The organism is Poseidonocella sp. HB161398, from assembly GCF_005870025.1.
In the GTDB taxonomy this organism is placed as follows: Bacteria; Pseudomonadota; Alphaproteobacteria; order Rhodobacterales; family Rhodobacteraceae; genus Mangrovicoccus.
Genome location: NZ_VATA01000002.1, coordinates 1 through 25,325, shown reverse-complemented (window position 1 = coordinate 25,325; position 25,325 = coordinate 1). Strand labels below are relative to the sequence as shown.

Here is a 25,325-nt window from a genome sequence, read left to right as displayed (position 1 = left end):
GGACTCCTTGCTGGTCAATCGTGAAACGGCTCGGTGATCAGGCGGCGCCCCATCAGGAAGGCGTCCGCCACATGGAGAAGCGGCGCGACATCCACGTCGCTCTGGCCCGCGGCGATGAGCTCGGCGAAGCGGCGGTAGAGGTCGGGATACTCGCCCGAGCCTGCAACCCCTTGCGGCACATCGTCAATCGCAAGTTTCGCGCCACCCTCGGAAAGCGTCAGGCGGCCCGCATCGGTCTCGGCGGCGATGTCCCAGCTCTGCGGGCCGGTCTGGCGCCAGTCGAATTCGGCCGCGACCTCGAGCCCGTCCTCCCCGGCAAAGCGCAGCGCGGCGGCGATCGGCTGGGCGCGGTTTTCCGGGAAGGTCAGCTCGGCCGCGGACAGATGCACCGGGGCAGGCAGGATCTCGGTGAGGATCGACAGCGCGTTGATGCCCGGATCGAAGACGCCCAGCCCGCCCGGCTCCCAGATCCAGTCCTGGCCGGGATGCCAGTGGCGGACGTCCTCCTTCCAGGTGATCTGCACCTTGCGGATGGTCTTGTCCGCCAGCCAGGCCTTCGCGGCGGCGACGCCCGCGGCATGGCGCGAATGCCAGGTGGCAAAGAGCGTGACGCCCGCCTTCTCCGCCAGCGCCTTCAGCGCCAGCACTTCGGAGACCGAGGCGCCGGGGGGCTTTTCCAGCATGACATGGCGTCCGGCGCGGATCGCGTCGACCGCATAGCCGTGGCGGACCTGCGGCGGCATGCAGAGCGAGACCGCCGGGATGTCCGGCCGCGCCGCGAGAAGGGCGGCGAAATCCTCGTGGTTCTCCACCCCTGCCACCCCGCCGGAGCGGCTGGAGGTAGCGGCAAGGCGCAGCCCGGGATGCCCGGCGATCGCCGGGATGTGCTGGTCGCGGGCGATCTTGCCGACGCCGGCCAGCGCGATGTCGAGCGTGTCGAGCTCAGTGACTGTCACGGGGCACCTCCCTGCCGCGGCAACCTTTCAGGAAATCGAGATCAGCGCCGGTATCCGCCCCTTCGACATGGGTGCGGAAGAGCCAGTCGTAACCACCCTTGGGCGCATCCGCCGCAGGGGTCCAGGCGGCAAGCCGCGCGGCCAGCTCTTCCTCGGGGATGTCGAGATGCAGGCTGCGGGCCTCCACGTCCAGCTCGATCATGTCGCCGGTGCGCACCACGGCGAGCGGCCCGCCGACCGCCGCCTCGGGCGCGGTATGCAGCACCACGGTGCCATAGGCCGTGCCGCTCATCCGCGCGTCGGAGATCCGCACCATGTCGGTGATCCCCTTCTTCAGCACCTTCGGCGGCAGGCCCATGTTGCCGACCTCGGACATGCCGGGATAGCCCTTGGGTCCGCAGTTCTTCATCACCATGATGCAGGTCTCGTCGATATCGAGCGCGTCGTCGTCGATCCGTGCCTTGTAGTCGTCGATATCCTCGAAGACGACGGCGCGGCCGCGGTGCTTCATCAGGTGCGGACTGGCGGCGGAGGGCTTCAGCACGGCGCCCTTGGGGGCCAGGTTGCCCTTGAGGACCGCGATGCCGCCCGAGGCGGTCAGCGCCTTCTCGACCGGCAGGATCACGTCCTCGTTCCAGTTGACGGCGTCCTTCACCTCCTCCCAGACGGTACCGCCCGAGACGGTCAGCGCGTCGCGGTTCAGCATGCCCGCCTCGCCCAGCCGCTTCAGCACGACCGGCAGGCCGCCTGCATAGAAGAACTCCTCCATCAGGTACTTGCCCGAGGGCATCAGGTTGACCACGGTCGGCACGTCGCGGCCCAGCCGGTCCCAGTCGTCGAGCGACAGGTCGACGCCGCAGCGCCCGGCCATGGCCAGCAGGTGGATCACCGCATTGGTCGAGCCGCCGATCGCGCCGTTGCAGCGGATCGCGTTCTCGAAGGCCGCTTTCGTCATGATGTCCGAGGGCTTCAGGTCGTCCTTGACCATCTGCACGATGCGTCGGCCGGTGACCTGGGCCATGACGCGGCGGCGCGCGTCGACGGCCGGGATCGCGGCGTTGCCCGACAGCGCCATGCCGAGCGCCTCGGCCATCGAGGCCATGGTGGAGGCCGTGCCCATCGTGTTGCAGGTCCCCGAGGAGCGGCTCATCGCCTGTTCGGCCTCCAGGAAATCGGCCTGGCTCATCTTGCCGGCCTTGATGTCCTCGGACATCTGCCACAGCGCGGTGCCCGATCCCACCCGCTCGCCGCGGAACCAGCCGTTGAGCATCGGCCCGCCGGTGACGACGATCGAGGGGATGTCGGTCGAGGCCGCGCCCATCAGGAGGCTCGGCGTGGTCTTGTCGCAGCCCACCAGCAGCACGGCGCCGTCGATCGGCTGGGCGCGCATCACCTCCTCGACCGCCATGGCGGCGAGGTTGCGGTACATCATCGCCGTCGGGCGGAAGGTGTTCTCGGATGCGCTGAACACCGGCACCTCGAGCGGGAAGCCCCCGGCCTCCCACACCCCGGCCTTCACCTTCTCGGCAAGCTCGCGCAGATGGCCGTTGCAGGGGGTCAGGTCCGACCAGGTGTTGAGGATGCCGATGACCGGGCGGCCGTCGAAGAGGTCATGCGGATAGCCCTGGTTCTTCAGCCAGCCGCGGTGGTAGATATTGTCGCGCGAGGTGCCGCCATACCATTCCTGGCTGCGCAGGCGGCGCGGCCACGGCGCTTTCTCGAAAGTCATCTCTGCCTCACAGGGTCCGGATCTCGGCCCGCCCCGGTTCGGGGGCGGCCTGTTTCAGGGGGTTGCGCAGCGGCAGTCCGAAGGGCGCGGCCTCGATCTCGAAGAGGTCGCCGTCGCGGGTCTTCACGCCGTCGCCGAAGCTGAGCGTGGCGGTGCCGAACATGTGGACATGCACGTCGCCCGGGCTGCGGAAGAGCCCGTACTTGAAATGGTGGTGCTCCAGATTGGCCAGCGAATGGCTCATGTTAGCCTCGCCCGAGAGGAACGGCTTCTCGAAGACGATCTCGTTGCCGCGGCGGATGCGGGACATGCCCTCGACGCTGTCGGGCAGGTCGCCGATCAGGAGCTCCGGGCCGATGGCGGCAGGGCGCAGCTTGGAATGCGCCAGCCACAGGTAGTTCACCCGCTCGGTCACGTGGTCGGAGAACTCGTTGGCCAGCGCGAAGCCGAGGCGGAAGGGCGTGCCGTCCGGACCGATCACGTAGACGCCGGCGATCTCGGGCTCTTCCCCGCCATCCTCGGCGAAGGGCGGCGAGACCAGCGCCGCGCCCGGGGCCGCGAGCACGCTGCCATTGCCCTTGTAGAACCATTCGGGCTGGGCGCCGGGGCTGCCATTGGCAGGCTTGCCGCTTTCAAGCCCCATGCGGAACATCTTCATGCTGTCGGTCTCGGCGCCCTCGGCCTTGGCATGCATCGCCGCGCGGGTCGAGGCCGAGCCCAGATGCGTCAGCCCGGTGCCGGTCAAGTGCAGATGCGCCGGGTCGGGATGGGTGACGGGGGGCAGCAGCCGCCCCTCGTCATAGAGCTGCACCAGGTCGACCGCGCCGTTCAGTCCGATCTCGGCGATGCGGTCCTTCAGCCCCTGGCCCGCGGCAATGCACTCCAGCGCCAGCTCGTAGAGGCTGGCCGGGGTCCTGACCTCGTAGGCCTCGGTGCCGTCGCGGGCGACGATCTGCGGACGCCCGTCCTTCAGGTATTGCGACAGGAGCATGGGCTCAGCCTTTCTTCTTGTTCATGACGTCGAAGATCACGGCAGCCAGCAGGACGAGCCCCTTGATGCATTGCTGCCAGTCGATCCCGATGCCGAGGATGGACATGCCGTTGTTCATGACGCCCATGATGAAGGCGCCGACCACCGCGCCGACGACGGTGCCCACGCCGCCCGACATCGAGGCCCCGCCGATGAAGACGGCGGCGATCACGTCGAGCTCGAAGCCGAGCCCCGCCTTGGGCGTCGCCGTGTTCAGCCGTGCCGCGAAGACGATCCCGGCCAGGCCCGCCAGCAGGCCCATATTGGCGAAGGTCAGGAAGGTCAGCCGCTGGGCGTTGATGCCCGAGAGCGAGGCCGCCTTCTCGTTGCCGCCGATGGCGTAGATTCGGCGGCCGATCGTGGTCTTGGAGGTGAGGAAGGAGTAGATGGCGATCAGCAGCGCCATGACGATGAAGACATTCGGCAGGCCGCGGAAATCGGCCATCAGCCAGGTCATCCAGACCAGCGCGGCGAAGATCAGCCCGCTGCGGACGGCGAAGAAGCTGAAGGGCTCGCCCGCGACGCCGGCCGCCTCGTGCTGGCGTCGGGTCCTGACCGACAGGAAGAGGAGCCCGCCGGCCACCGCCACACCGATGATCAGCGACAGCAGGTTGAACCCGTCGACGCCGAACGGGTCGGCGATGAAGCCGGAGGCGATCAGCCGGAAGGCGGGCGGGAACGGCCCGACCGACTGGCCCTCGAGCAGCGCCAGGGTCAGCCCCTTGAAGACCAGCATCCCCGCCAGCGTCACGATGAAGGACGGAATGCGGTAATAGGCGACCCAGAAGCCCTGGGCCATGCCGATCAGCGCGCCGACGCCCAGGCACAGGATGCCCGCGATCGGCCAGGGAATGCCCCAGTTGACGATCATCACCGCCGCGACCGCGCCGACGAAGCCCATCACAGAGCCGACCGACAGGTCGATATGCCCCGCGACGATGACCAGGAGCATGCCGATCGCCATGATGACGATATAGCTGTTCTGCAGGATCAGGTTCGTCAGGTTCACCGGCTTCAGCAGGATGCCGCCGGTGGCGATCTGGAAGAAGGCCATGATGACGACCAGCGCGATCAGGATGCCGTATTCGCGCATGTGTTTCTTGAGATAGCCCATGATGTCGGCCTTCCGGCTGTCGCCGCCCATGTCCGGGCCCGTGGTGGTATCGGTCATGTGCGATCCCCTGCGGTCTTGATGATGGTTGCCATGATGCGTTCCTGGCTGGCCTCGGCGGTGGGCATCTCGCCCACGAAACGGCCCTCGTTCATGACGTAGAGACGGTCGGTGACGCCCAGCAGTTCGGGCATCTCCGACGAGATGACGATGACCGCCTTGCCTGCCGCCGCCAGCTCGCGGATCACGCAGTAGATTTCGTATTTCGCGCCGACATCGATGCCGCGGGTCGGCTCATCGAGGATCAGCACGTCGGGATCGGCGAAGAGCCATTTCGACAGCACCACCTTCTGCTGGTTGCCGCCCGAGAGGTTTACGGTCTCCTGCTCGATCGAGCTCGACTTGATGTTCAGCCGCTTGCGGTAGAGCTCGGCGACCTCCGCCTCGCGGTGGCTGTCGACGACGATGCCGTTGGAGATCTTCTCCAGCTTCGCCAGCGGCACGTTGCGGCGGATCGTGTCGTCGAGCACCAGCCCGTAGCCCTTGCGGTCCTCGGTGGCATAGGCCAGCCCCGCATTGATCGCCTGGCGGACGTTCTTCATCTCGACCTTGCGGCCGTCGATCTCCACCGTGCCCGAGATGCCGCGGCCCCAGCTCTGGCCGAAGAGGCTCATCGCCAGTTCCGTGCGCCCTGCCCCCATCAGCCCGGCAATGCCCAGCACCTCGCCCTTGCGGATCTCGAAGCTGACCCGGTCGACGACCTTGCGGTCGGCATGCAGCGGATGGTGCACCGTCCAGTCCGTGACCTTCATCGCCACCTCGGGCAGCGAATGGTCGGTCTTCGGCGGATAGCGGTCGTCAAGCGAGCGGCCGACCATGTCGCGGATGATCTGGTCCTCGCTGACGCCGCCCTTGCAGTCGATCCGCGCCACCGCGGCGCCGTCGCGCAGAACGGTGATCGAGTCGGCGACCTTCGAGACCTCGTTCAGCTTGTGGCTGATCAGGATCGAGGTGATGCCCTTGGCCTTGAATTCCAGCATCAGCTCCAGCAGCTTCTCGCTGTCCTGCTCGTTCAGCGACGAGGTCGGCTCGTCGAGGATCAGCAGGCGCACGTTCTTCGACAGCGCCTTGGCGATCTCGACGAGCTGCTGCTTGCCGAGGCCGAGATCGTCGACCAGCGTCTCGGGATGCTCGCGGCCGAGGCCGACGCGCTCCAGCAGCTCGCCCGCCCGGCGGTTGGTCTCGTGCCAGTCGATCACGCCCCTGGTGGCGCGTTCATTGCCGAGGAAGATGTTCTCCGCGATCGACAGGAGCGGGATCAGCGCCAGCTCCTGGTGGATGATGATGATGCCGATCTCTTCGCTGTCGCGGATCGAGCCGAAGCTCTGCACCTTGCCGTCATAGACGATGTCGCCCGTGTAGCTGCCATGCGGATAGACGCCCGAGAGCACCTTCATCAGCGTGGACTTTCCTGCGCCGTTCTCGCCGCAGAGCGCGTGGATCTCGCCCTCTTCGACCTCGAAGCTCACCTGGTCGAGCGCCTTCACGCCCGGGAATTCCTTGGTGATCCCGCGCATCTCCAGAATATGTGCCATGATTGTCCCCTATTTTGCGGGAAAGGCCCCCGCGAGGACGCGCCTCGCGGGGAAGATCCGGCGCCGGCCGGGATGGAGGTGAAGGTGCCGGCGCCGGGGCGCGCGGATCACTCGATCTGGTCGCGCGTGTAGTAGCCGGAGCCCAGGATCACGTCCTCCCAGTTCTCCGCGGTCACGGCGACCGGCGCGAGAAGGAAGGACGGCACCGTCTTGACGCCGTTGTCGTAGGTCTCGGTGTCGTTGATCTCGGGCTCGCCGCCGCCGAGAAGCGCGTCGACCATGCCGACGGTGACGCGGGCCAGCTCGCGGGTGTCCTTGAAGACGGTGGAGTACTGGTCGCCGCGCAGGATCGCCTTGATCGAGGGGATTTCCGCGTCCTGGCCGGTGACGATCGGCATCGGCATGTCGTCGCCCGAGCCGTAGCCGACGCCCGAGAGCGAGGAGATGATGCCGATGGAGAGCCCGTCATAGGGGCTGAGCACGCCGTTGACGCGCTGGCCAGTGTAGTTGGCGCTCAGCAGGTTGTCCATCCGCGACTGGGCGACCGAGCCGTCCCAGCGCAGCGTGCCGACCGTGTCCATGCCCGTCTGCCCCGAGGGGATGGCGATGTCGCCGGCATCGATCAGCGGCTGCAGCACCGACATCGCGCCGTCATAGAAGAAATAGGCGTTGTTGTCGTCCGGCGAGCCGCCGAAGAGCTCGACATTCCAGGGCTTGGTGTCCGGAAAGCGCTCCTTCAGCCCGTCGACCAGGGTCGTGGCCTGCTGCACGCCGACCTGGAAATTGTCGAAGGTCGCGTAGTAGTCGACATCGCCCGAGCCGCGGATCAGCCGGTCATAGGCGACGACTTCGATATCCATCGCCCCGGCATTGGCGAGCGCATTCGACAGCGTGGTGCCGTCGATCGCGGCAATCACCAGAACGTCGACGCCCTTGGTGATCATGTTCTCGATCTGCGCCAGCTGGTTGGGGATGTCGTCCTCGGCATATTGCAGGTCGGTCTTGTAGCCGGCCGCCTCGAACTGCTCGACCATGCTCTGGCCGTCGGAGATCCAGCGCGCAGAGGATTTCGTCGGCATGGCGATGCCGACATAGCCCTTGTCCGCGGCCATCGACGTGCCGGCAACAAGCAGCGTGAGCGCGCTGGTGGCCAGCGCACGGGTGAAAGCTGTCATCTTGTGTCTCCCTATGCCCGGCCCGCCCCATCGTGTTCCTCCCCGGGGCGCGCGCAGGCTTTCTCTGTCCCTCCGGGCGGCAAGCCTGCCACGCCCGGCAGCTCCGGTTTACGGTTGCTTTGCCATTACATTCAAATCAGGAATTGGCCGAGGGATATACCAGGGAGGGTATGGCGTGAGCGATCAGGGGGACCGCGCGGATCTGCGCGACGATTTCATCCGGCGCGGGCTGCGGTTTTCGCAGCTGCGGCTGCTGGTGGCCTTGAAGGAGACCGGCCAGGTCTCGGCCGCGGCCGCGCAGCTGGCAATCACCCAGCCCGCCGCCTCGCGGCTGATGGCCGAGCTGGAGCGGCTCTCCGAGGCGCGGCTCTATGACCGCCATCCGCGCGGGGTGATCCTGACCGAGGCGGGCGAGCGGCTGGCACGGCGGGCGCGCGCGGTGCTCAGCCAGCTCGACGACGCCCATGTCGAGATGCGCGACCTCGCCCGCGGCGCCGGCGGCGAGGTGCGGATCGGCGCGGTGACCGGCCCCGCGCTGGAGCTGGTCCTGCCCGCGATCCGCGAACTGCGCGTCACCTTCCCCGAGATCCAGATCTCGGTGCTTGTCGACACGTCGGACAAGCTGGCCGAGGGGCTGGCGGTGCGCAGTCTCGATTTCTACATCGGCCGGCTCCACGAGAATATCGACAGCCGCCTGGTGGAGCTCCGCCCGGTCGGGCCGGAGCCGGTCGCGCTGATCGTGCGGCGCGGCCATCCGCTGACCCGGGTGCAGCCGCTGGCGCTCGCCGACTGCCTGGCGCATGACTGGGTGATGCAGCCGCCGGGCGGCCTCCAGCGGCGCACGGTGGAGCAGTACCTGCTGGAGCACGGCCTGCCGCTGCCGCAGCGCATTCTCGGCACGGCTTCGCTCCTGCTGACGCTGGCGCTGATTTCCGAGACCAATGCCGTGGCGCCGATGGCGCGGGCGGTGGCGCGCTTCTTCGGCGAGAGCCGCTCGCTCGGCGGCAATATCGAGATCCTCGACGTGCCTGCGGAGATGGCGGTGGCGCCCTATTCGCTGATCCGCCGCCGCGACCAGGATCTGTCGGCCGCCGCGGAACGGGTCTTTGCCCTGATCAGCCACAAGATCCGCTCGCTGGAGGCGGGGGCCGGAGACGCGTAAGCCCGCGCTTATTTTCCGTAAGCGCGGGCTTGTTTTCCCCAGACCTGCCGGTCAGCCCGAGTAGTTCGGGCTCTCGCGGGTGATCTGCACGTCATGGACATGGCTCTCCTTGAGCCCGGCGCCGGTGATCCGCACGAAGCTGCAGTTCTTGCGCATCTCTTCGATATTGGCGCAGCCGGTATAGCCCATCGCGGCGCGCAGGCCGCCGACCAGCTGGTGGATCACCGCACCGGCCGGGCCCTTGTAGGGCACCTGCCCCTCGATGCCCTCGGGCACCAGCTTGTCCGATGCCGCGTCCTTCTGGAAGTAGCGGTCGGCCGAGCCGCGCGCCATGGCGCCGAGGCTGCCCATGCCGCGATAGGACTTGAAGCTGCGGCCCTGGTAGAGGATCAGCTCGCCCGGGCTTTCATCCGTGCCCGCGATCATGCTGCCGACCATGGCGCAGTTGGCGCCCGCGGCGATCGCCTTGGCGAAATCGCCCGAGAACTTGATCCCGCCATCGGCGATGATCGGCGTCCCGGTCGCGGCGGCGGCCTTCGCGCAATCCATGATCGCGGTCAGCTGCGGCACGCCCACGCCCGCCACGATCCGCGTGGTGCAGATCGAGCCCGGGCCGATGCCGACCTTGATCGCATCCGCGCCCGCGTCGATCAGCGCCTTGGTCGCGTCGCCGGTCGCGACGTTCCCGGCCACGACCTGGACCGAATTCGACAGGCCCTTGATGCGCGAGACGACCTCGCCCACCGCGCGGGAATGGCCATGGGCGGTGTCGACCACCACCATGTCGACCCCGGCATCGACCAGCGCCGCGGCGCGCTCGTAGCCCGCATCGCCCACCGTCGTCGCCGCGGCGACGCGCAGGCGGCCCAGCTCGTCCTTGCAGGCATTGGGGTTCAGGACCGCCTTCTCGGTGTCCTTCAGCGTCAGCAGGCCGGTCAGCTTGCCCTCGGCATCGACCACCAGCAGCTTCTCGATGCGCCGCGATTTCATCAAGTTCTTGGCCGCGTCCAGATCGGCCGGCTCGCGCAGCATCGCCAGGTTGTCGGCGGTCATCATCGCCTTGACCGGCGTGCGCGCATCCTCGGCGAAGCGCATGTCGCGGTTGGTCACGATCCCGACCACGCGGCCCAGCTCGTCGATCACCGGGAAGCCGGTGACCTTGTAGCGCTCGCAGAGCGCATTGGCATCGGCCAGCGTCTGCTCGGGCGTCAGGGTGACGGGGTTGTAGACCACGCCGCTCTCGAAGCGCTTGACGCGGCGGACCTCGTCGGCCTGTTCGTCGACGGACAGGTTGCGGTGGATAACCCCCATCCCGCCGGCCTGGGCCATCGCGATGGCCATCCGGCCCTCGGTCACGGTATCCATGGCCGAACTCAAAAGCGGCACGTTGAGCCGGATGGATCGGGTCACATAGGTGGCGGTGTCTGCCTCGGAAGGCAGCACCGAACTTGCGGCGGGTTGCAGCAGAACATCATCGAAGGTCAGGGCCTCACGAATCTCCATGCTCGGTCTCCTGGAGCTGTCGTTTGGCACGTCCCTCTTGCATGGTCCCGGCCGGGGGGCAACCTGATAATCGCCCTTTGGCAAGAAACATCTGCGTGAACGGCGGTTGCCATCTGCAACCGCCCTCGCCCCCGGATCAGAGATAGCGGAGCGAAACGCCCTTGTGGAAGACGTGGATCTTCTGCGGGGCGGCGGTCATCTGCAGCACCCGGCCCGGCTCGGCATGGACGATGCCGGGCTGCTTGGCGATCATCTGGCCGTCATTCTGCGAGGGATCGTGGCTGTAGAGCACGGTCGTGTCGCCGAGCTTCTCCACCAGGTCGACGCGGAAATCGATGAAGGGCATGGCGCCATTCTCGGCGATGACCAGATCCTCGGGGCGGATGCCGTACTGCACCTTGGCGCCGGCAAGCGCCTCGCCGCTGGGGACATCGGCGAGGATCTCCGCCCCGGTTGCAAGCCGCAACCGCGTCTGCGGACCGGTCGCGGCCACCTCGGCCTCGAAGAGGTTCATCGCCGGCGAGCCGATGAACTGCGCCACGAAGGTGTTGGCGGGCCGCTCGTAGAGATCCAGCGGCGCGCCGACCTGGGCGATGCCGCCCCCGGCCAGGACCACGATCCGGTCGGCCAGGGTCATCGCCTCCACCTGGTCATGGGTCACGTAGATCATCGTGCTTTCCGGCATCGAGGCCTTGAGCTGGGCGATCTCGATCCGGGTCGCCACCCGCAGCGCGGCGTCGAGATTGGAGAGCGGCTCGTCGAAGAGATAGACCTTGGGGTCGCGCACGATCGCGCGGCCGATGGCGACGCGCTGCCGCTGGCCGCCCGAAAGCGCCTTTGGCAGCCGGTCGAGATACTCGGTCAGCTGCAGCTTGCGGGCCGCCTCCTCCACCGCCTGGCTGATCTCTTCCTTTGATTTTCCAGCCAGTTGCAGGGAGAAGCTCATGTTGTCCCGCACGGTCATGTGGGGATAGAGCGCATAGCTCTGGAACACCATGGCGATGCCCCGCTGCGCGGGCGGGACATCGTTCATGATCTGGCCGCCGATCTCGAGCGTGCCGCCGGAGATCTGCTCCAGCCCGGCGATCATCCGCAGGAGCGTGGACTTGCCGCAGCCCGAGGGCCCGACAAACACCACCAGCTCCCCCTGGTCGATCTCCAGGTCGATATTGCGCAGCACTTCGACTGCGCCATAGGATTTGGCCACTCCGGCCAGCTTCAGATCGGCCATCGGCGTCTCTTCCTCTCTGCGGCCTCAGATCGCCGCCAGGATGCAGGGCTGCCAGGGCCCCAGATGCAGCCATCCCTCCTGCGGAATGGCCCCGTTCACGTCCTGGCCGAGCGCCTGCCACTCGCCGCGGGGGACCCTGATGTCCACCGGCTCCTCGGACAGGTTGAAGGCCAGGAACAGCCGCTCGTCATTCTGCTCGCGCTCGAAACTGACGACGTTCCCCTCGGCGCGGACCGTGCTCTGGCGGCCGTTGCGCAGCGCGGGATGGTCATGCCGCATTTTTATGACGCGGCGGTAGTGGTGCAGCAGCGCGCCGGGGTCAAGCTCCTGCTCGGCCACCGCGTAGCCGTGATGCTCGTAGGGCACCGGCAGCCAGGGCAGCACCGGGGAGAAGCCCGCATTCTGCAGCTTGCCATCCCAGGGGAATGGCGTGCGGCAGCCGTCGCGCCCCTTGAATTCCGGCCAGAATTCAATGCCGTAGGGATCCTGAAGCGCCTCGAAGGGGACATCGGATTCGGGCAGGCCCAGTTCCTCGCCCTGGTAGATGCACACCGAGCCGCGCAGGCACATGAGAAGCAGCGCATAGGCGCGCGAGGCGGCATGGTCGAGCCCCCAGCGCGTGGTGTGGCGCACCACGTCGTGGTTCGAGAAGGCCCAGCAGGCCCAGCCCTGCGCCGCCACCCGGTCGACCAGATCCATCACGTCGGCGACGCGCCCCGCCGAGGGGAAGTCATTGGCCAGGAACTCGAAGGCGTAGCACATGTGCACGCGGTCATTGCCCTGGGTGTACTCGCCGAGGATCTCCATCCCGCGCTGCGCATCGCCGACCTCGCCGACGATGGTCGCCGCCGGATAGGTGTCGAGCAGCCCGCGCAGCCGCGCCAGGAAGTCGAGATTCTCCGGCCGGTTCTTGTCGTAGACATGGCGCTGGTGGTTGTAGGGGTTCACCGCGGGCGCGATGGAGTCGTTGCGCTCTTCCGGCGGAAGCGCGGGGTTGTTGCGCAGCTCCTTGTCGTGGAAGTAGAAATTGATCGTGTCGAGGCGGAACCCGTCGACGCCGCGGTCGAGCCAGAACTGCGCCACGTCCAGAAGCGCCTGCTGCACCTCGGGATTGTGCAGGTTCAGGTCGGGCTGCGAGGTCAGGAAATTGTGCATGTAGTACTGGCAGCGGCGCGCGTCCCATTGCCAGCCCTGCCCGCCGAAGATCGACAGCCAGTTGTTCGGCGGCGTGCCGTCGGGCTTGGGATCGGCCCAGACATACCAGTCGGCATGCGGGTTGGTGGTGTTCGAGCGGCTCTCGACGAACCAGGGATGCTGGTCCGAGGTATGGCTGAGCACGAGGTCGATGACGACCTTCACCCCCAGTTCATGCGCGCGCTCCACCAGCCAGTCGAAATCCGCAAGCGTCCCGAAGAGCGGGTCGACATCGCAGTAATTCGACACGTCATAGCCGAAATCCTTCATCGGCGAGGTGAAAAAGGGCGAAATCCAGATCGCGTCCACGCCGAGCGAGGCGATATGCGGCATCCGCTCGGCAATGCCCAGGAGGTCGCCCACCCCGTCGCCATTGCTGTCCTGGAAGCTGCGCGGATAGATCTGGTAGATCACCGCTCCGCGCCACCAGTCCTTGTCGATACTCTGGCCCGTGGCCACCGGGAGGGTCGTGCTCATCGCTGTCATCTCCTGTCGTTACTTTACCGAGCCGGCTAGCAGCCCCCGGACGAGATATTTCTGCATGGCGAAAAAGACCACTAATGGGACGGCAATTGACAGGAATGCCGCGGCTGTGAGGATTTCCCAGTTGCCGCCGCGCGAGCCCAGGAGCTCGACGATGCGGCCGGTCATCACCAGCTGGCTGTCGCCGGTGCCGAGGAAGACCTTGGCCACGAGCAGGTCGTTCCAGGTCCACAGGAACTGGAAGATGGCGAAGCTGGCCAGCGCCGGAAAGCTGAGCGGCAGCACGATCTTGCGGAAGATCTGGAAATCGGTGGCGCCGTCGACCCGGGCGCCCTCGATGATGTCCTTGGGGAGCCCGGCCATGTAGTTCCGCAGGAGGTAGATCGCCAGCGGCAGGCCGAAGCCGGTATGCGCCAGCCAGATGCCGAAATAGCCCTTGCCGAGCCCGATCGCGTTGTGGAAGCGCAAAAGCGGGATCAGCGAGAGCTGCAGCGGCACCACGAGCAGGCCCACCACGCAGGCGATCAGCAGCGCGCGGCCGGGAAAGCGCATCCAGGCCAGCGCATAGGCGGCGAAGGCGGCGACGAGGATCGGGATGACCGTCGCCGGGATCGTCACGGTGAAGGTGTTGAGGAAGGAGCGGCCGATCCCCTCCGCCCCGATCACCGTGCGGTAGTTGTCGAGGGTGAAGCGCGGCGGCACCACCGACTGCACGAAGAGCCGCTGGCCGCGGCTGCCGGTCATCTCGGCCGCGGAGGCGAGGACATAGTCGCCGGTCTCCTCGACCGTCAGGCTCTCGCCCTTGCCGAGATCGGCGGTGTCCCCGGGCTGGTAGGCGGCAGGCGCGCGCGAGGAGGTGCCCCAGGAGGCGATCTGCCCCGCGCCGCTGTCGAAGACATTGCCGCGCACGATCCACAGATCGCCCTCCTTCTGCTGGGCCTCGGGGCCCTCGGTGCGCGCCGAGAGCGTCTGCTCGGACGCCGAGAGCGCGGTCCACCAGCCGGTGGCGGCGAGCTGGTCCTTGTCGCGCAGCGAGGAGACGAGGAGGCCGAAGGTCGGCACGGTCCAGAGCACGACCAGCACCGCCACGGCGATGTGCACGGCCCAGGTGAGCGAGGCTTTCTGCCCGGCATGGCCCTCCATCACTGGCCCTCCTTCCTGGCGTTGCGGATGTTCCAGACCATGATCGGGGTCACGGCCAGCATCAGGATCACGGCGATGGCCGAGCCGCGGCCGAAATCGCCCGCGCGGAAGGACCAGTCATACATCATGTTGGCCAGCACCTGGCTGCCCCACTGGCCGTTGGTCATGGCGAAGACGATGTCGAAGATCTTCAGCACCAGGATGGTGATCGTCGTCCAGACCACGGCGATCGTGCCCCAGATCTGCGGGATCTTGATGCGCCAGAAGATCTGGAAGGGATTGGCGCCGTCGAGGATCGCCGCCTCGACGGTTTCCTCGGGGATGCCGCGCAGCGCGGCGGAGAGGATCACCATGGCGAAGCCGGTCTGGATCCAGACGAGGATCACCATCAGGAAGAAGTTGTTCCAGAAGGGCACGGTGATCCAGGCCACCGGATCGCCGCCGAGCCCGGTCACGATCGCGTTCAGAAGGCCGATCTGCTCCTGGTCGGCGCCGCGGTAGTCGTAGACGAATTTCCAGATCACGGCGGCGCCGACGAAGCTGATCGCCATCGGCATGAAGATCAGCGATTTCGCGGCATTGCCCCATTTGATCCGGTCGGTCAGCGCGGCGGCGACCAGCCCGAAGAAGGTCGCCATCGCCGGGACGAAGACCAGCCACAAGAGGTTGTTGCGCACGCTTTCGAGGAATTTCGCGTCGCCGAAGAGCCAGACATAGTTGCCCAGGCCGACGAAGTCCTGCCCCGAGCTGTCATGCAGCGAGAGCCAGATCGAGTTGAAGACCGGATAGACGAGATAGAGCGAGAGCACGAGGATCGAGGGGCCGAGGAAGAGCCAGGGCCGGATCGCGTTGGCGCGGCGCACATTCGCGGCCGCCTCGGGTCCCTTCATCGGGCAGAGCCGGTCGAGCACGGCGTTCGAGCCCCAGAAATAGGCGACGCAAAGGAAGACCCCGACGACGATGGTCGCGGCGGCATAGAGGATCTGGCCCATGTCAGGCGCTCCGCTCCGTTGGAAGGGGGAGGCCCCGGATCGGGGTCCGGGGCCGGTCGTCGCTTACTTGATGCCGTCCCAGGTGGACTGGATCGAGGCGGCCACCTCGGCAGCCGGGGCGCCGCCGGCATAGTCGACCATGCCGGTCCAGAACACGCCCGCGCCGATCGCGGCGGGCATGACATCGGAGCCGTCGAAGCGGAACGTGTCGGCGCCGCGCAGGATCTCGGCCATCTTGCCCATGGTCGGATCGCCGTAGAGATCGGGATTGGTGCCCAGATGCGCCGAGATGAAGGCGCGCTGCGCCATCCAGATCTCATGGGCGATCGGCGATTGCACGAACTCCATGAAGGCGCGGGCGCCGGGGGTGTCGCGGGTCATCGAGACGAGCGTGCCCGCCCCCAGCACCGGCTTGCCGAGATCGCGGTCGCCATAGGACGGGAAGTAGAAGAAATCGGCATCCTCGCCCACCACCGTGCCTTCGGGGAAGAAGGAGGGGATGAACGAGGCCTGGCGGTGCATGTAGCATTGCGGCGGCACCGAGAAGAGCCCTTTGGGGCTGTCGCGGAAATCGGTCGAGGCCACGGCCCCGGTGCCGCCCGCGACGAAGGCGTCGTCGCGCGCGAACCAGCCGAATTCCTCGATCGCCGCCACCACCTTGGGATCGTCGAAGGGCATCTCGTTGGTCACCCAGGCGTCGTAGACCTCGGGCGGGTACATCCGCAGCATCAGATCCTCGACCCAGTCGGTCGCGGGCCAGCCGGTCGCCCCGCCGGAGCCCAGCCCGATGCACCAGGGCGTCTCGCCCTCGTCGGTGATCGCCTGGGTCATCGCCTTGAGCTCTTCCATCGTCTCGGGGATCTCGAGGCCGAGATCCTCGAAATTCTCCGGCACGTACCAGACCAGCGATTTCAGGTCGACGCGGTAGAAGACGCCGTAGAGCGCCTCCGCGCCGTCCTTGCCGGGGAAGGTGGCGAGATCGACCCAGCTCTGCCCGGCGGCGTAGTTCTCGGCCACCCAGTCGGCCGTCTCGGCGGGCAGCGGCACCAGGAAGCCCTTGGCGGCCAGGTCCGCGGCCAGGCCCGGCTGCGGGAAGATGGCGATGTCGGGGGCCGAGCCCGCGGCCGTATCGATGACGATCTGCTGCTCGAAGCTGTCGGAGCCGTTATACTGCACATCCGCGCCGGTGGCGGTCTCGAAATAGGCCAGGACGGATTCGAAATAGTCGCGTTCCTGCGACAGCCAGGGCCCCGCGACGGTGATGACCTGGCCGCTCAGATCAACGGATTTCAGGGCCTCGTAGGAGTCCCAGTGAAATCCGCCCTCCCCGGGTTCGAAAACCAGATCCTGCGCCCAAGCGGCACCGGCAAGACAGGCCAGCGCAAGCGCGCTGCTGCCGAGAATGCGTGTCATATGGCGACCCTCCCAAGTCGATTTCCTGCGGCTGCGGACACTCCGCCCCCCTGAGCCGCTTGGTTCCAAAGGCTTTTCAAAACGCCTTGGCTGATGCAACAGTGGGGCGAGTCGTCCGGTGTGTCAAACGGCGCTTGCGCTGCAGAGTGATTTTTTTTAGATCTCGAAATAAATGGGGACAACCCTGCCGGGCGGCAGCCCGGGACTGCGGAGCCATTGGGGAGGGAGACGCGGAATGACCATTTCGCTCAAGCAGCTATCGCTGCTTCTGGGACTGTCCCAGACGACGGTGAGCCGCGCGCTGAACGGCTATCCGGAGGTCAGCGAGGCGACGCGCAAGCGGGTGATCGAAGCCGCGCAGCGCCATGCCTACATGCCCAATCCGCGCGCCCGCAGCCTTGCCACGGGGCGCGCGATGGCGATCGGCCATGTGCTGCCGCTGGCCGGTCCCTCCGACATGGTGAACCCGATCTTCGCCGATTTCCTGGCAGGCGCGGGCACGGTCTACACCCGCCGCGGCTACGGCGTGCATCTCTCCTTCGCCGAAGCCGGGCGCGAGGCCGAGCATTTCCGCTGGCTCACCCGGCAGCGCATGGTCGATGCGGTGGTGCTGCATTCGCCGCGCGCCGAGGACGAGCGCGCCCGCGCGCTGGCCGATCTGGACATCGTCTTCGGGGTGCACGGGCTGCTCGGGGCGCGGCGCGAGGGCTACAACTACGTCGAGATGGACAACCGCGCCGCGATGGAGCTGGCCACCTGCCATCTCGCCGGGCTCGGCCATCGCCGCATCGCCTTCCTCAACGGGCCTGCCGGGCTCAATTTCGCCCGCGAGCGCGAGGCCGGATTCCTGTCGGTGATGGAGGCGCGGTCGCTGGTGCCGAACCGACTCTGGATGCTCAATGACGAGATGAGCGAGGATTACGGCCACCGCACCGCGCAACGGCTCTGCCGCGGATCGCCGCGCCCGACCGCCTTCCTCGCCGGGTCGATCCTGGTCGCCGCGGGGGTTCACCGCGCGGTGCTCGAGGCCGGGCTGCGCGTGCCGCGCGACGTCTCGATCGTCACCCATGACGACATGCTGTCCTTCCTGCCCAATGGCGATCCGCCGCGGCTGACGGCAACGCGCTCGCCGGTGCGCGAGGCCGGGCAGCGGCTGGCCGACATCCTGATCGACCAGGTCGAGGACCGCACCCGGCCGCCGCGCGGGGTCATCCTTGCGCCCGAGCTGGTGCTGGGCGCCTCGACCGGACCCGCCCCCGCGGAGGCCCCGGCATGAGGCCGCCCGTCCCTGCCCGGCCCCGTGCCGGCGATTTTTCTGCGTCGAATTTTCCGCAAATTCCGCAGGCCATGCGGCGCCCCGGCGCCCGGCCCGCGGCGGCCTGCGGTATTTGGCACCTTGGCGCCGAGGGGCGATCCCCCGTATCACGCGCCCGAAGCGTATCTGCGAGGACCTGACCAGTGAGCACTATCGTAGCGGATGTCGGCGGAACCAATACCCGGGTCGGCCTGGCCGGCAGCGGCGCGGTGGACCGCGCAGCGGTCGGGCGCTACCGCAATGCCGAATTCGCCTCGCTCGGCGACATCCTGGCCAGCTATCTGGCCGAGCGCGCCCTGCCCGCTCCGGAGCGCGTCTGCGTCGCCGTGGCGGGCCCCGTGCGCCATGGCATCGGACGGCTCACGAACCGCGACTGGATCGTCTCGGCCGACGAGCTCTGCCGCGTCACCGGCGCCATCCAGGGTCTTGTGATAAATGACCTTTCCGCCCAGGGCTACGCGCTTGACATGGTCGGCTCCGAACCGCTTCTGGAACGCTGCGGCGACGCCGTGCCGGATGCCGAGGAGACCCGGCTGGTGATCGGCGTCGGCACCGGGTTCAACGCCGCTCCGGTCTACCGCCGCCCCGGCGGGCTGATGGTGACGCCCTCCGAATGCGGCCATGTCACCCTGCCGGTCTGGAGCGAGGACGGCGCCCGCCTGGCGGCCGAGCTGCGCCGCCATCACGGCTTCGCCTCGGTCGAGGATCTGCTGTCGGGACGCGGCATGCCGATGAGCTACCAGCTGCTGACCGGCAGCGTGCCCGAGGAGCCCGCGGAAATCCTGCGCCGCGCCGCCGCCGAGCCCGGCGGGCCCGAGGGGCGGTTCCTGGCGCTGATGGTCGGCACGCTCGGCCGCGTCGCGGGCGATCTGGCACTGACCCATCTGCCCTTCGGGGGAATCGTCTTCATCGGCGGCATGGCCCGGGCACTGCAGCCGTTCTTCGGCCAGCACGGATTCGACGCCGCGCTGTGCGACAAGGGCCGGTTCTCGGAATTTCTGCGGCAATTTCCGGTCTTTGCACTGACGGACGATTTCGCGGCCCTGGATGGCTGCGCGCTCTACGCCCGCCAGAGCGCCGCCTAGCTCCTGCGCTAATCTGATCTTAACGCACCGCGCCCTAAGCCTTGTCCGGTAACGGATCGAGGGAGACCAAGGTTGCGTGTAACGAGGATCAGACCGCGTGGAGCTAGCCGATGACGAAGGAAATCAGCCTTCCCGCCCGCGTGGACTATGCCGCTGTCGAGGCGCTTTATGCCGAGATCAAGGAGGCGCGCGGCGAGGATGTCGCGCTGGACGGGTCGCAGGTGAAGCATCTCGGCGCGTCCGGGCTGCAGCTGCTCCTGGCTGCCTGGAAGTCCTGGGAACAGGACGGGCACTCGCTCACTGTCACCTCCCCGTCCGGAAAGTTCTCCGAGCATATCGAGATGCTCGGGCTCGACAAGGCGCATTTCAGCAAAGCAGGGGCCGAGCAATGACACTGACTGTTTTGGCCGTCGACGACAGCCGCACCATGCGCGACATGCTGCGCCTCGCGCTGACCGGCGCCGGCTTCGAGACGCATCTGGCCGAGGATGGCGAACACGGGCTCGAAGTGCTCGAAGGGCTGAGCCCGGACGCGATCATCACCGATATCAACATGCCGAAGCTCGACGGATTCGGCTTCATCGAGGCCGTCCGCAAGCAGGAGCGCCATAACGGCGTGCCGATCCTGGTCCTGACCACGGAGAGCGCGACGGAACTCAAGCAGCGCGCCCGCGACGGCGGCGCCACGGGCTGGATCGTCAAGCCGTTCGATCCTGCCAAGCTGGTACGCGCGCTCCACATGGTCGCTGGGTAGGAGGGCCGCCGCTCATGTCCGAACCGAACGATCCGATGGCCGAAATCCGGGCCTCCTTCTTCATCGAATGCGAGGAGCTGCTCGAGGCCGCACAGGAAGGCCTCCAGTCCATGGAGGATGGCAGTGCCGACAGCGACACGATCAATTCGGTGTTCCGCGCGGTCCATTCCATCAAGGGCGGCGCCGGCGCCTTCGGCCTCGACGACCTGGTGAAATTCGCCCACAGCTTCGAGACCGTTCTCGACGAGGTCCGCTCCGGCAATTACCACCCGGACCAGGAAGCGATCCTGCTGTTCTTCACCTGCGGCGACCTGCTCTCCGATCTGGTCCGCTCCGCCCGCGACGAGACGCCGGTGGACCAGGATGCGATCGACCGCACGCTGGCGAGCCTGCAGGCGATTGCCGGCGAGGAAGAGGACGAGATCGCCGACAGCGAGTTCCAGCCGATGGGCCTGTCGCTGGATCTGGGGCTGCCCGATGAGGGTGGCGCCGACGAGGCTCCCGCGGGCGCGCCCGCCCCGGCCGGGTTCCGCATCGCCTTCAAGCCAGAGGAACAGCTCTACGCGCTCGGCAACGAGCCGCTCTATGTTCTGCGCGCCCTCTCCCAGCTGGGCGAGATGGAAGCCGAGCTGCAGGCCGCCGACGTGCCCGACCTCGATGACCTCAACCCGAAGGGCGCGCATCTGTCCTGGCAGATCCGCCTGGCGACCGAGGCGTCTCTCTCCGAAGTGGAGGAGGTGTTCGAATTCGTCGAAGGTCTTTGCGGGCTCGAGATCAGCGAGGACGTGGCGCAGGCCCCGGACGGCACCGCCCCGCCGCCCATGCCCGATTTCTCTGCGCTCAATGCGGATGACGACGCAGCCGACGACAGTGCTGCAGAGGATGGACCCGCGCCTTTTAGCGGCGGGGACCGGGAAGACGAGGATGACACCCCGCTTCCCGCAGAGCGTAACGTTCCCGTCAAGGCCGCGCCCAAGACCGGCGGCGCCGCCAGCGCTCCTGCCGCCGCGAAAGCCACCGTGCGGGTGGATCTCGAACGCATCGACCGGCTCGTGAACCTGGTCGGCGAACTTGTGATCAATCAGGCCATGCTCTCCCAGAGCGTCACCGAGGCCGGCCTGCCGCCGAATTCGCCGGTGGTGAACGGACTCGAGGAATTCATGCAGCTGACCCGGGACATCCAGGACAGTGTGATGATGATCCGCGCCCAGCCGGTGAAGTCGCTGTTCCAGCGCATGTCGCGCATTGTTCGCGAGGCCTCCGCGACCATCGGCAAGACGGTGCGGCTGAAAACCGACGGCGATGCCACCGAAGTCGACAAGACCGTCATCGAACGTCTCGCAGATCCGCTGACCCATATGATCCGCAACGCCGTCGACCACGGCCTGGAAAAGACCGACGACCGTCTCGCGGCTGGCAAGCCCGCGGAAGGCCTGGTGACACTCTCCGCAGGGCACCGCTCCGGGCGTGTCGTGATCGAAGTCTCGGATGATGGCGGCGGCATCAACCGGGATCGCGTCCTCAAGGTGGCTATCCAGAAAGGGCTGATTCCCGAGGACAGCACCCTTACCGACTCCGAGATCGACAACCTATTATTTCTTCCAGGCTTTTCGACCGCCAGCGAGGTCTCCAGCCTCTCCGGACGCGGCGTCGGCATGGATGTCGTCAAGAGCTCGATCCAGGGCCTCGGCGGCCGCATATCGATCAGTTCCGAGCGCGGCAAGGGAACGACCTTCTCCATCAGTCTGCCCCTGACTCTTGCGGTCCTCGACGGGATGGTCGTGCATGTCGCGGGCGAAACGCTCGTCGTCCCGCTCAATGCCATCGTCGAAACCCTCACCCTCTCCTCGGGCGATATCCGGAAGCTCGGTCCCGAAACCAATGTCGTCCAAATCCGCGGAGAGTTTGTTCCCCTGCTCGATCTCGGCACTGAACTTGGCTACCGCGAACCGCTGGAGGATTACTGCGGCGGCATCATCCTCCTGATCGCCCACGAAGATGGAAGCCGCGCCGCGCTAGTCGTCGACTCTATCCACGACCAGCGCCAGGTCGTCATCAAGGGCCTTCAGGACAGTTACGGCCATGTCCCCGGTGTCGCGGCTGCAACCATTCTCGGTGATGGCCAGATCGCCCTGATCCTTGATCCCATCGACATTACGGCAAACGCCAGCGGCAGGACTTGCCCGAAGAAGTCTCACATCATGGAAGTGGTTTGAAATGAGCGATGATGAATCCAAGACAGAAGCCGGCGAAATTGAACTCCTCTCCTTTCGAGTCGGAGAGCAGGAATATTCCGTCGATATCATGTCCGTTCGGGAAATTAGAGGCTGGACGAAAGCAACACCTCTTCCCCACGCTCCAAGTTTTGTTCGCGGCGTCATAAATTTGCGCGGAACTGTCCTGCCAATCGTTGACCTTGCCTCTCGTCTAGGCCTCCCGTCAGGCGAGGATAGTTCAAGAAATGTTATCATAGTTGTCCACATTGACGGGCAGACACTTGGGCTTCTTGTCAATGCGGTCTCCGACATTCTCTCCATACCATTGAATGAAATGCAGCAACCGCCGGAACTAGCGGCGGACGTCTCTCACACTTTCATCCGAGCACTGACCATATATGAGGGCCGAATGATACGCGTCTTGAACCTCGAATCCGTAATGCCCAGCAAGGAAGGCATTGCCGCCTAAGATGAAGAACATCCCTGCGATCGCACCAGCTCTAACAGCAGAACAATTCCGCTTCGTCGCAAGCGTGGCCCATAAGGAAGCTGGACTTGTTTTAGTCGAGAGCAAGTCATCTATGATTGCAGCCCGTCTCTCAAAACGAACCAAGGAATTAAAACTTCCTAACTTGGAATCATACTTCAAGCTTCTCGAATCAGAAGATGGAAGGAACGAGACGATCCACCTGCTCTCTGCTCTTACCACCAATGTCAGTCATTTTTTTCGAGAAGAACATCATTTCCAAACACTTGCAGATGAAATAATACCTGAATTAAAAAAGAAGCTCGAGTCAGGAACGAGCGTCCGAATCTGGTCTGCGGGCTGCTCGACCGGACAAGAAATCTATTCAATTGCGATCACCCTTCATGAAAACCTTCCCAATCTCCAAAACTACGACTTAAAGCTTCTAGCAACGGATATCGACCCTCAAGTCATCGAATTCGCGATGCAAGGGGTCTATAGTGAGCGGCAAGTCAGCAGCATCCCAAAGAATATCCTCTCAAAATATTTCATCCAGACGGAAGATGGTCAAATGAGGCTATCAAGAGAAATAATGAATCATGTAACGTTCCGACGCCTAAACTTACTTTCCGAATGGCCTATGAAGTCGAATTTCGACGCAATATTCTGTAGAAATGTGGTTATATACTTCGATGAAAAAACGCAGAATGACCTGTGGGGACGATTTACAAAAATATTGAAGAAAGATGGATGGCTTTTCATTGGGCACTCCGAAAGAATCCAAGAACCGGGATCATACTCTTTAAAGACCGCCGGGATAACCACGTACAGAAAACTGTAGCTGGAGGTTTCGTACACTTATGGCACTCAGAGACCAATTGCGAGTGATGGTTGTTGACGACATGTCAACATCACGTGGATTACTCGTGCAAGCGCTTGAAGGTTTCGGAATAAAATCTGTCGCCCATGCTCCTGACGGCCCAACTGCACTAAAGATTATCGAAAAATCACCTGTCCACCTTGTTATTTCGGACTTCAACATGCCAGGAATGGATGGACTACAACTTCTTCATTCATTAAGAACAAGCCCGAAGACGAAGGGTGTGGGCTTCATACTTATAACCGGACGCGCGGAGCGTCAAATTATCGAGAACGGAAAAAAACTCGGCATGAACAACTTTATCAAGAAGCCATTCCAACCACCAGACCTAAAGAATTGCATTGAGGCGGTTGTTGGACGCCTCTAAATGAGAACCAAAAACGAACGCCGAACTCAAATCGGGCTTGCACAACAGGACTTTTTCAGAAAGACCTCCACTATACTTCTGGAGTGCGGAAACTCCTGTCTAACCCTTCAAGAAGCTATATCTGAGTTATTTCAAACCGATGACGATTTGCCGGGAGAAGTCCTCATGAGGCTCCAAGATCTAGACAGGCTGAGTCAAAAATTGTTCGACGTATCTCACCTGTTAGAAGTTACAGGAGAAAATTCTCAATGCTCTTCCCTCATCTTCACGAAATCAATTGAAAAAAATCTAAAATTACATGAGTTGCAGAATACTTACCTGGATGGGCGCAACAATATGGAAGACACATCTGAAGTTGAAATATTCTAGGGTCAGGACTCATAGCCAATAGATGACGGTTGCCGCGAGGGCGATGGCTGAGAGGAAGACCTTTGGGCAGCGGTCGTAACGCGTGGCGACACGCCGCCAGTCCTTGAGCCTGCAGAACATGATCTCGATCCTGTTGCGCCTTTTGTACCGACGCTTATCGTATTTCACGGTCTTCTTGCGCTGTTTTCGGCCCGGGATGCAGGCGCGTATCCCCTTGTCGTTCAATGCTTCTCGGAACCAATCGGCGTCATAGCCGCGATCCCCGAGCAGCCAATCGACTTTCGGCAGGCTGCTCACCAAAGCCCGTGCGCCGATGTAGTCGCTGACTTGTCCCGCGGTCACGAACAGGCTCAGCGGGCGGCCCTGGCTGTCGCAGATGGCGTGCAACTTGGTATTCATGCCGCCCTTGGTTCGCCCGATCAGGCGTCCACGCCCCCCTTTTTCACGCCCATGCTGGTCGCTGTGCGGTGTGCCTTCAGATAGGTTGCGTCGATCATGACGGTCTTCCGTTCGCCGTGATCGGCGGCCAAGCCGACCATCATCCGCGCGAAGATACCCTTGTCACTCCAACGTTTCCAACGGTTGTAGAGTGTCTTGTGCGGGCCATATTCCGCCGGGGCGTCGCGCCAACGTAAACCATTGCGATTGATGAAGATAATCCCGCTCAACACTCGTCGATCATCGACGCGAGGCTTGCCGTGGGACTTGGGAAGAAGGGCTCCAGACGCGCCATCTGCGCGTCGCTCAACCAGAAAAGATCAGACATGTTCACCGCTCGATTTCCGAGCCGTGAATCACGCTGCCACCGGGAAATCAATGGGTCCTGACCCTTCTGTATCGTGGATCTGCTAGCGTGACCCCGTCACGTGTCCCGGCCAGGACCCGTGACGGGGTGGTGCGCGACGTCTGACCCTTGTGGCATGGCCACGCTTCTTAGCCTGTCGGCACCGCCTCTCCTTCATTGTCTCGAACAGTTGCCAGCGGCCCTCGTGGGACCGCGTATCAGAAGGAGGAGAGCATGGAGAAGGTAACACACGGTCGGATCATCGGGATAGATGTGAGCGGCCTTGTTGCACAAATCGGGGGCTGAGCGCGGTTCCCCTTTCCCCGGACGGACTTATCCTACGGCCACAGTGACGGGTATGCCGAGCGCGGT

Annotated in this window: 21 protein-coding genes and 1 pseudogene; 9 read left to right on the top strand and 13 right to left on the bottom strand. The window is 65.0% G+C overall.

Annotation, left to right across the window (positions count from 1 at the left end):
- Window positions 1-14 precede the first annotated feature (14 nt).
- The 6 genes from FGX59_RS01560 to chvE form a co-directional block, all read right to left on the bottom strand.
- The gene (locus FGX59_RS01560; protein ID WP_138464676.1) at window positions 15-956 is read right to left on the bottom strand and encodes a Gfo/Idh/MocA family protein; all 942 of its coding nucleotides are present in this window, start codon (window positions 954-956) and stop codon (window positions 15-17) included.
- Window positions 943-2,685, bottom strand: a complete 1,743-nt coding sequence (gene araD, locus FGX59_RS01555; RefSeq protein WP_138464675.1) for an L-arabinonate dehydratase — start codon at window positions 2,683-2,685, stop codon at window positions 943-945. The genes FGX59_RS01560 and araD overlap by 14 nt, the downstream gene beginning before the upstream one ends.
- A gap of 7 nt (window positions 2,686-2,692) precedes the next feature.
- On the bottom strand, window positions 2,693-3,676 hold the full coding sequence (gene araD1, locus FGX59_RS01550; RefSeq protein ID WP_138464671.1) for an AraD1 family protein: 984 nt from the start codon (window positions 3,674-3,676) through the stop codon (window positions 2,693-2,695).
- Window positions 3,677-3,680: 4 nt separating this feature from the next.
- Complete coding sequence (mmsB, locus tag FGX59_RS01545) at window positions 3,681-4,886, bottom strand: multiple monosaccharide ABC transporter permease (RefSeq protein WP_138464669.1); 1,206 nt, start codon at window positions 4,884-4,886, stop codon at window positions 3,681-3,683.
- Window positions 4,883-6,421 carry a multiple monosaccharide ABC transporter ATP-binding protein gene (mmsA, locus tag FGX59_RS01540; RefSeq protein WP_138464668.1) on the bottom strand — a complete coding sequence of 513 codons (1,539 nt, stop codon included), beginning with the start codon at window positions 6,419-6,421 and terminating at the stop codon, window positions 4,883-4,885. The genes mmsB and mmsA overlap by 4 nt, the downstream gene beginning before the upstream one ends.
- A gap of 107 nt (window positions 6,422-6,528) precedes the next feature.
- Window positions 6,529-7,533 (bottom strand): multiple monosaccharide ABC transporter substrate-binding protein, encoded by a 1,005-nt coding sequence (gene chvE / locus FGX59_RS01535; RefSeq protein ID WP_240722218.1) that lies wholly within the window; start codon window positions 7,531-7,533, stop codon window positions 6,529-6,531.
- Window positions 7,534-7,771: 238 nt separating this feature from the next.
- On the opposite strand from chvE, the gene FGX59_RS01530 reads away from it, so the two are divergent.
- Window positions 7,772-8,758, top strand: coding sequence for a LysR family transcriptional regulator (locus tag FGX59_RS01530; protein ID WP_206078272.1), 987 nt, complete (start codon window positions 7,772-7,774; stop codon window positions 8,756-8,758).
- Window positions 8,759-8,809: 51 nt separating this feature from the next.
- On the opposite strand, the gene guaB is transcribed toward FGX59_RS01530, so the two are convergent.
- The 6 genes from guaB to FGX59_RS01500 form a co-directional block, all read right to left on the bottom strand.
- Window positions 8,810-10,261 (bottom strand): IMP dehydrogenase, encoded by a 1,452-nt coding sequence (gene guaB, locus FGX59_RS01525; RefSeq protein ID WP_138464665.1) that lies wholly within the window; start codon window positions 10,259-10,261, stop codon window positions 8,810-8,812.
- Window positions 10,262-10,397: 136 nt separating this feature from the next.
- Window positions 10,398-11,492 (bottom strand): ABC transporter ATP-binding protein, encoded by a 1,095-nt coding sequence (locus tag FGX59_RS01520; RefSeq protein WP_138464664.1) that lies wholly within the window; start codon window positions 11,490-11,492, stop codon window positions 10,398-10,400.
- Window positions 11,493-11,516: 24 nt separating this feature from the next.
- Window positions 11,517-13,163 carry an alpha-amylase family glycosyl hydrolase gene (locus FGX59_RS01515; RefSeq protein ID WP_138464663.1) on the bottom strand — a complete coding sequence of 549 codons (1,647 nt, stop codon included), beginning with the start codon at window positions 13,161-13,163 and terminating at the stop codon, window positions 11,517-11,519.
- An 18-nt stretch (window positions 13,164-13,181) separates the two neighbouring features.
- On the bottom strand, window positions 13,182-14,312 hold the full coding sequence (locus FGX59_RS01510; RefSeq protein ID WP_138464662.1) for a carbohydrate ABC transporter permease: 1,131 nt from the start codon (window positions 14,310-14,312) through the stop codon (window positions 13,182-13,184).
- Entirely contained in the window at window positions 14,312-15,304 is a 993-nt protein-coding gene (locus FGX59_RS01505; protein WP_138464661.1) for a carbohydrate ABC transporter permease, read from the bottom strand. The genes FGX59_RS01510 and FGX59_RS01505 overlap by 1 nt, the downstream gene beginning before the upstream one ends.
- A 63-nt stretch (window positions 15,305-15,367) precedes the next feature.
- Window positions 15,368-16,717, bottom strand: coding sequence for an ABC transporter substrate-binding protein (locus FGX59_RS01500; protein WP_138464660.1), 1,350 nt, complete (start codon window positions 16,715-16,717; stop codon window positions 15,368-15,370).
- 235 nt (window positions 16,718-16,952) lie between these two features.
- Here FGX59_RS01500 and FGX59_RS01495 point away from each other — a divergent pair, with 235 nt between their 5' ends.
- The 8 genes from FGX59_RS01495 (at window position 16,953) to FGX59_RS01460 (ending at window position 23,800) form a co-directional block, all read left to right on the top strand.
- Window positions 16,953-17,993, top strand: coding sequence for a LacI family DNA-binding transcriptional regulator (locus FGX59_RS01495; RefSeq protein ID WP_171060472.1), 1,041 nt, complete (start codon window positions 16,953-16,955; stop codon window positions 17,991-17,993).
- Between the two features lie 182 nt (window positions 17,994-18,175).
- The gene (locus FGX59_RS01490; protein ID WP_138464657.1) at window positions 18,176-19,117 is read left to right on the top strand and encodes a glucokinase; all 942 of its coding nucleotides are present in this window, start codon (window positions 18,176-18,178) and stop codon (window positions 19,115-19,117) included.
- Between the two features lie 110 nt (window positions 19,118-19,227).
- Window positions 19,228-19,509 (top strand): STAS domain-containing protein, encoded by a 282-nt coding sequence (locus FGX59_RS01485; RefSeq protein WP_138464655.1) that lies wholly within the window; start codon window positions 19,228-19,230, stop codon window positions 19,507-19,509.
- Window positions 19,506-19,871, top strand: a complete 366-nt coding sequence (locus FGX59_RS01480; protein WP_138464654.1) for a response regulator — start codon at window positions 19,506-19,508, stop codon at window positions 19,869-19,871. The genes FGX59_RS01485 and FGX59_RS01480 overlap by 4 nt, the downstream gene beginning before the upstream one ends.
- 14 nt (window positions 19,872-19,885) lie before the next feature.
- Complete coding sequence (locus FGX59_RS01475; RefSeq protein WP_138464653.1) at window positions 19,886-22,087, top strand: chemotaxis protein CheA; 2,202 nt, start codon at window positions 19,886-19,888, stop codon at window positions 22,085-22,087.
- 1 nt (window position 22,088) lies between these two features.
- Window positions 22,089-22,556, top strand: coding sequence for a chemotaxis protein CheW (locus FGX59_RS01470; protein ID WP_138464652.1), 468 nt, complete (start codon window positions 22,089-22,091; stop codon window positions 22,554-22,556).
- Between the two features lies 1 nt (window position 22,557).
- Window positions 22,558-23,394: a protein-glutamate O-methyltransferase CheR gene (locus FGX59_RS01465; protein ID WP_138464650.1), complete on the top strand. Its 837-nt coding sequence runs from the start codon at window positions 22,558-22,560 to the stop codon at window positions 23,392-23,394.
- Window positions 23,395-23,413: 19 nt separating this feature from the next.
- Window positions 23,414-23,800 carry a response regulator gene (locus FGX59_RS01460; protein ID WP_138464649.1) on the top strand — a complete coding sequence of 129 codons (387 nt, stop codon included), beginning with the start codon at window positions 23,414-23,416 and terminating at the stop codon, window positions 23,798-23,800.
- Between the two features lie 378 nt (window positions 23,801-24,178).
- On the opposite strand, the pseudogene FGX59_RS01455 reads toward FGX59_RS01460, so the two are convergent.
- Window positions 24,179-24,935: pseudogene (locus FGX59_RS01455) on the bottom strand (IS5 family transposase).
- Window positions 24,936-25,325 lie beyond the last annotated feature (390 nt).

Coding starts and splice junctions, on each gene's coding strand:
- guaB (WP_138464665.1), bottom strand. CDS start 10,261: ATGGAGATTCGTGAGGCCCTGACCTTCGATGATGTTCTGCTGCAACCC.
- FGX59_RS01475 (WP_138464653.1), top strand. CDS start 19,886: ATGTCCGAACCGAACGATCCGATGGCCGAAATCCGGGCCTCCTTCTTC.
- mmsB (WP_138464669.1), bottom strand. CDS start 4,886: ATGACCGATACCACCACGGGCCCGGACATGGGCGGCGACAGCCGGAAG.
- FGX59_RS01515 (WP_138464663.1), bottom strand. CDS start 13,163: ATGAGCACGACCCTCCCGGTGGCCACGGGCCAGAGTATCGACAAGGAC.
- chvE (WP_240722218.1), bottom strand. CDS start 7,533: ATGGCCGCGGACAAGGGCTATGTCGGCATCGCCATGCCGACGAAATCC.
- FGX59_RS01500 (WP_138464660.1), bottom strand. CDS start 16,717: ATGACACGCATTCTCGGCAGCAGCGCGCTTGCGCTGGCCTGTCTTGCC.
- FGX59_RS01460 (WP_138464649.1), top strand. CDS start 23,414: ATGGCACTCAGAGACCAATTGCGAGTGATGGTTGTTGACGACATGTCA.
- FGX59_RS01505 (WP_138464661.1), bottom strand. CDS start 15,304: ATGGGCCAGATCCTCTATGCCGCCGCGACCATCGTCGTCGGGGTCTTC.
- araD (WP_138464675.1), bottom strand. CDS start 2,685: ATGACTTTCGAGAAAGCGCCGTGGCCGCGCCGCCTGCGCAGCCAGGAA.
- FGX59_RS01480 (WP_138464654.1), top strand. CDS start 19,506: ATGACACTGACTGTTTTGGCCGTCGACGACAGCCGCACCATGCGCGAC.
- FGX59_RS01485 (WP_138464655.1), top strand. CDS start 19,228: ATGACGAAGGAAATCAGCCTTCCCGCCCGCGTGGACTATGCCGCTGTC.
- FGX59_RS01465 (WP_138464650.1), top strand. CDS start 22,558: ATGAAGAACATCCCTGCGATCGCACCAGCTCTAACAGCAGAACAATTC.
- FGX59_RS01495 (WP_171060472.1), top strand. CDS start 16,953: ATGACCATTTCGCTCAAGCAGCTATCGCTGCTTCTGGGACTGTCCCAG.
- FGX59_RS01510 (WP_138464662.1), bottom strand. CDS start 14,312: ATGGAGGGCCATGCCGGGCAGAAAGCCTCGCTCACCTGGGCCGTGCAC.
- mmsA (WP_138464668.1), bottom strand. CDS start 6,421: ATGGCACATATTCTGGAGATGCGCGGGATCACCAAGGAATTCCCGGGC.
- FGX59_RS01470 (WP_138464652.1), top strand. CDS start 22,089: ATGAGCGATGATGAATCCAAGACAGAAGCCGGCGAAATTGAACTCCTC.
- araD1 (WP_138464671.1), bottom strand. CDS start 3,676: ATGCTCCTGTCGCAATACCTGAAGGACGGGCGTCCGCAGATCGTCGCC.
- FGX59_RS01520 (WP_138464664.1), bottom strand. CDS start 11,492: ATGGCCGATCTGAAGCTGGCCGGAGTGGCCAAATCCTATGGCGCAGTC.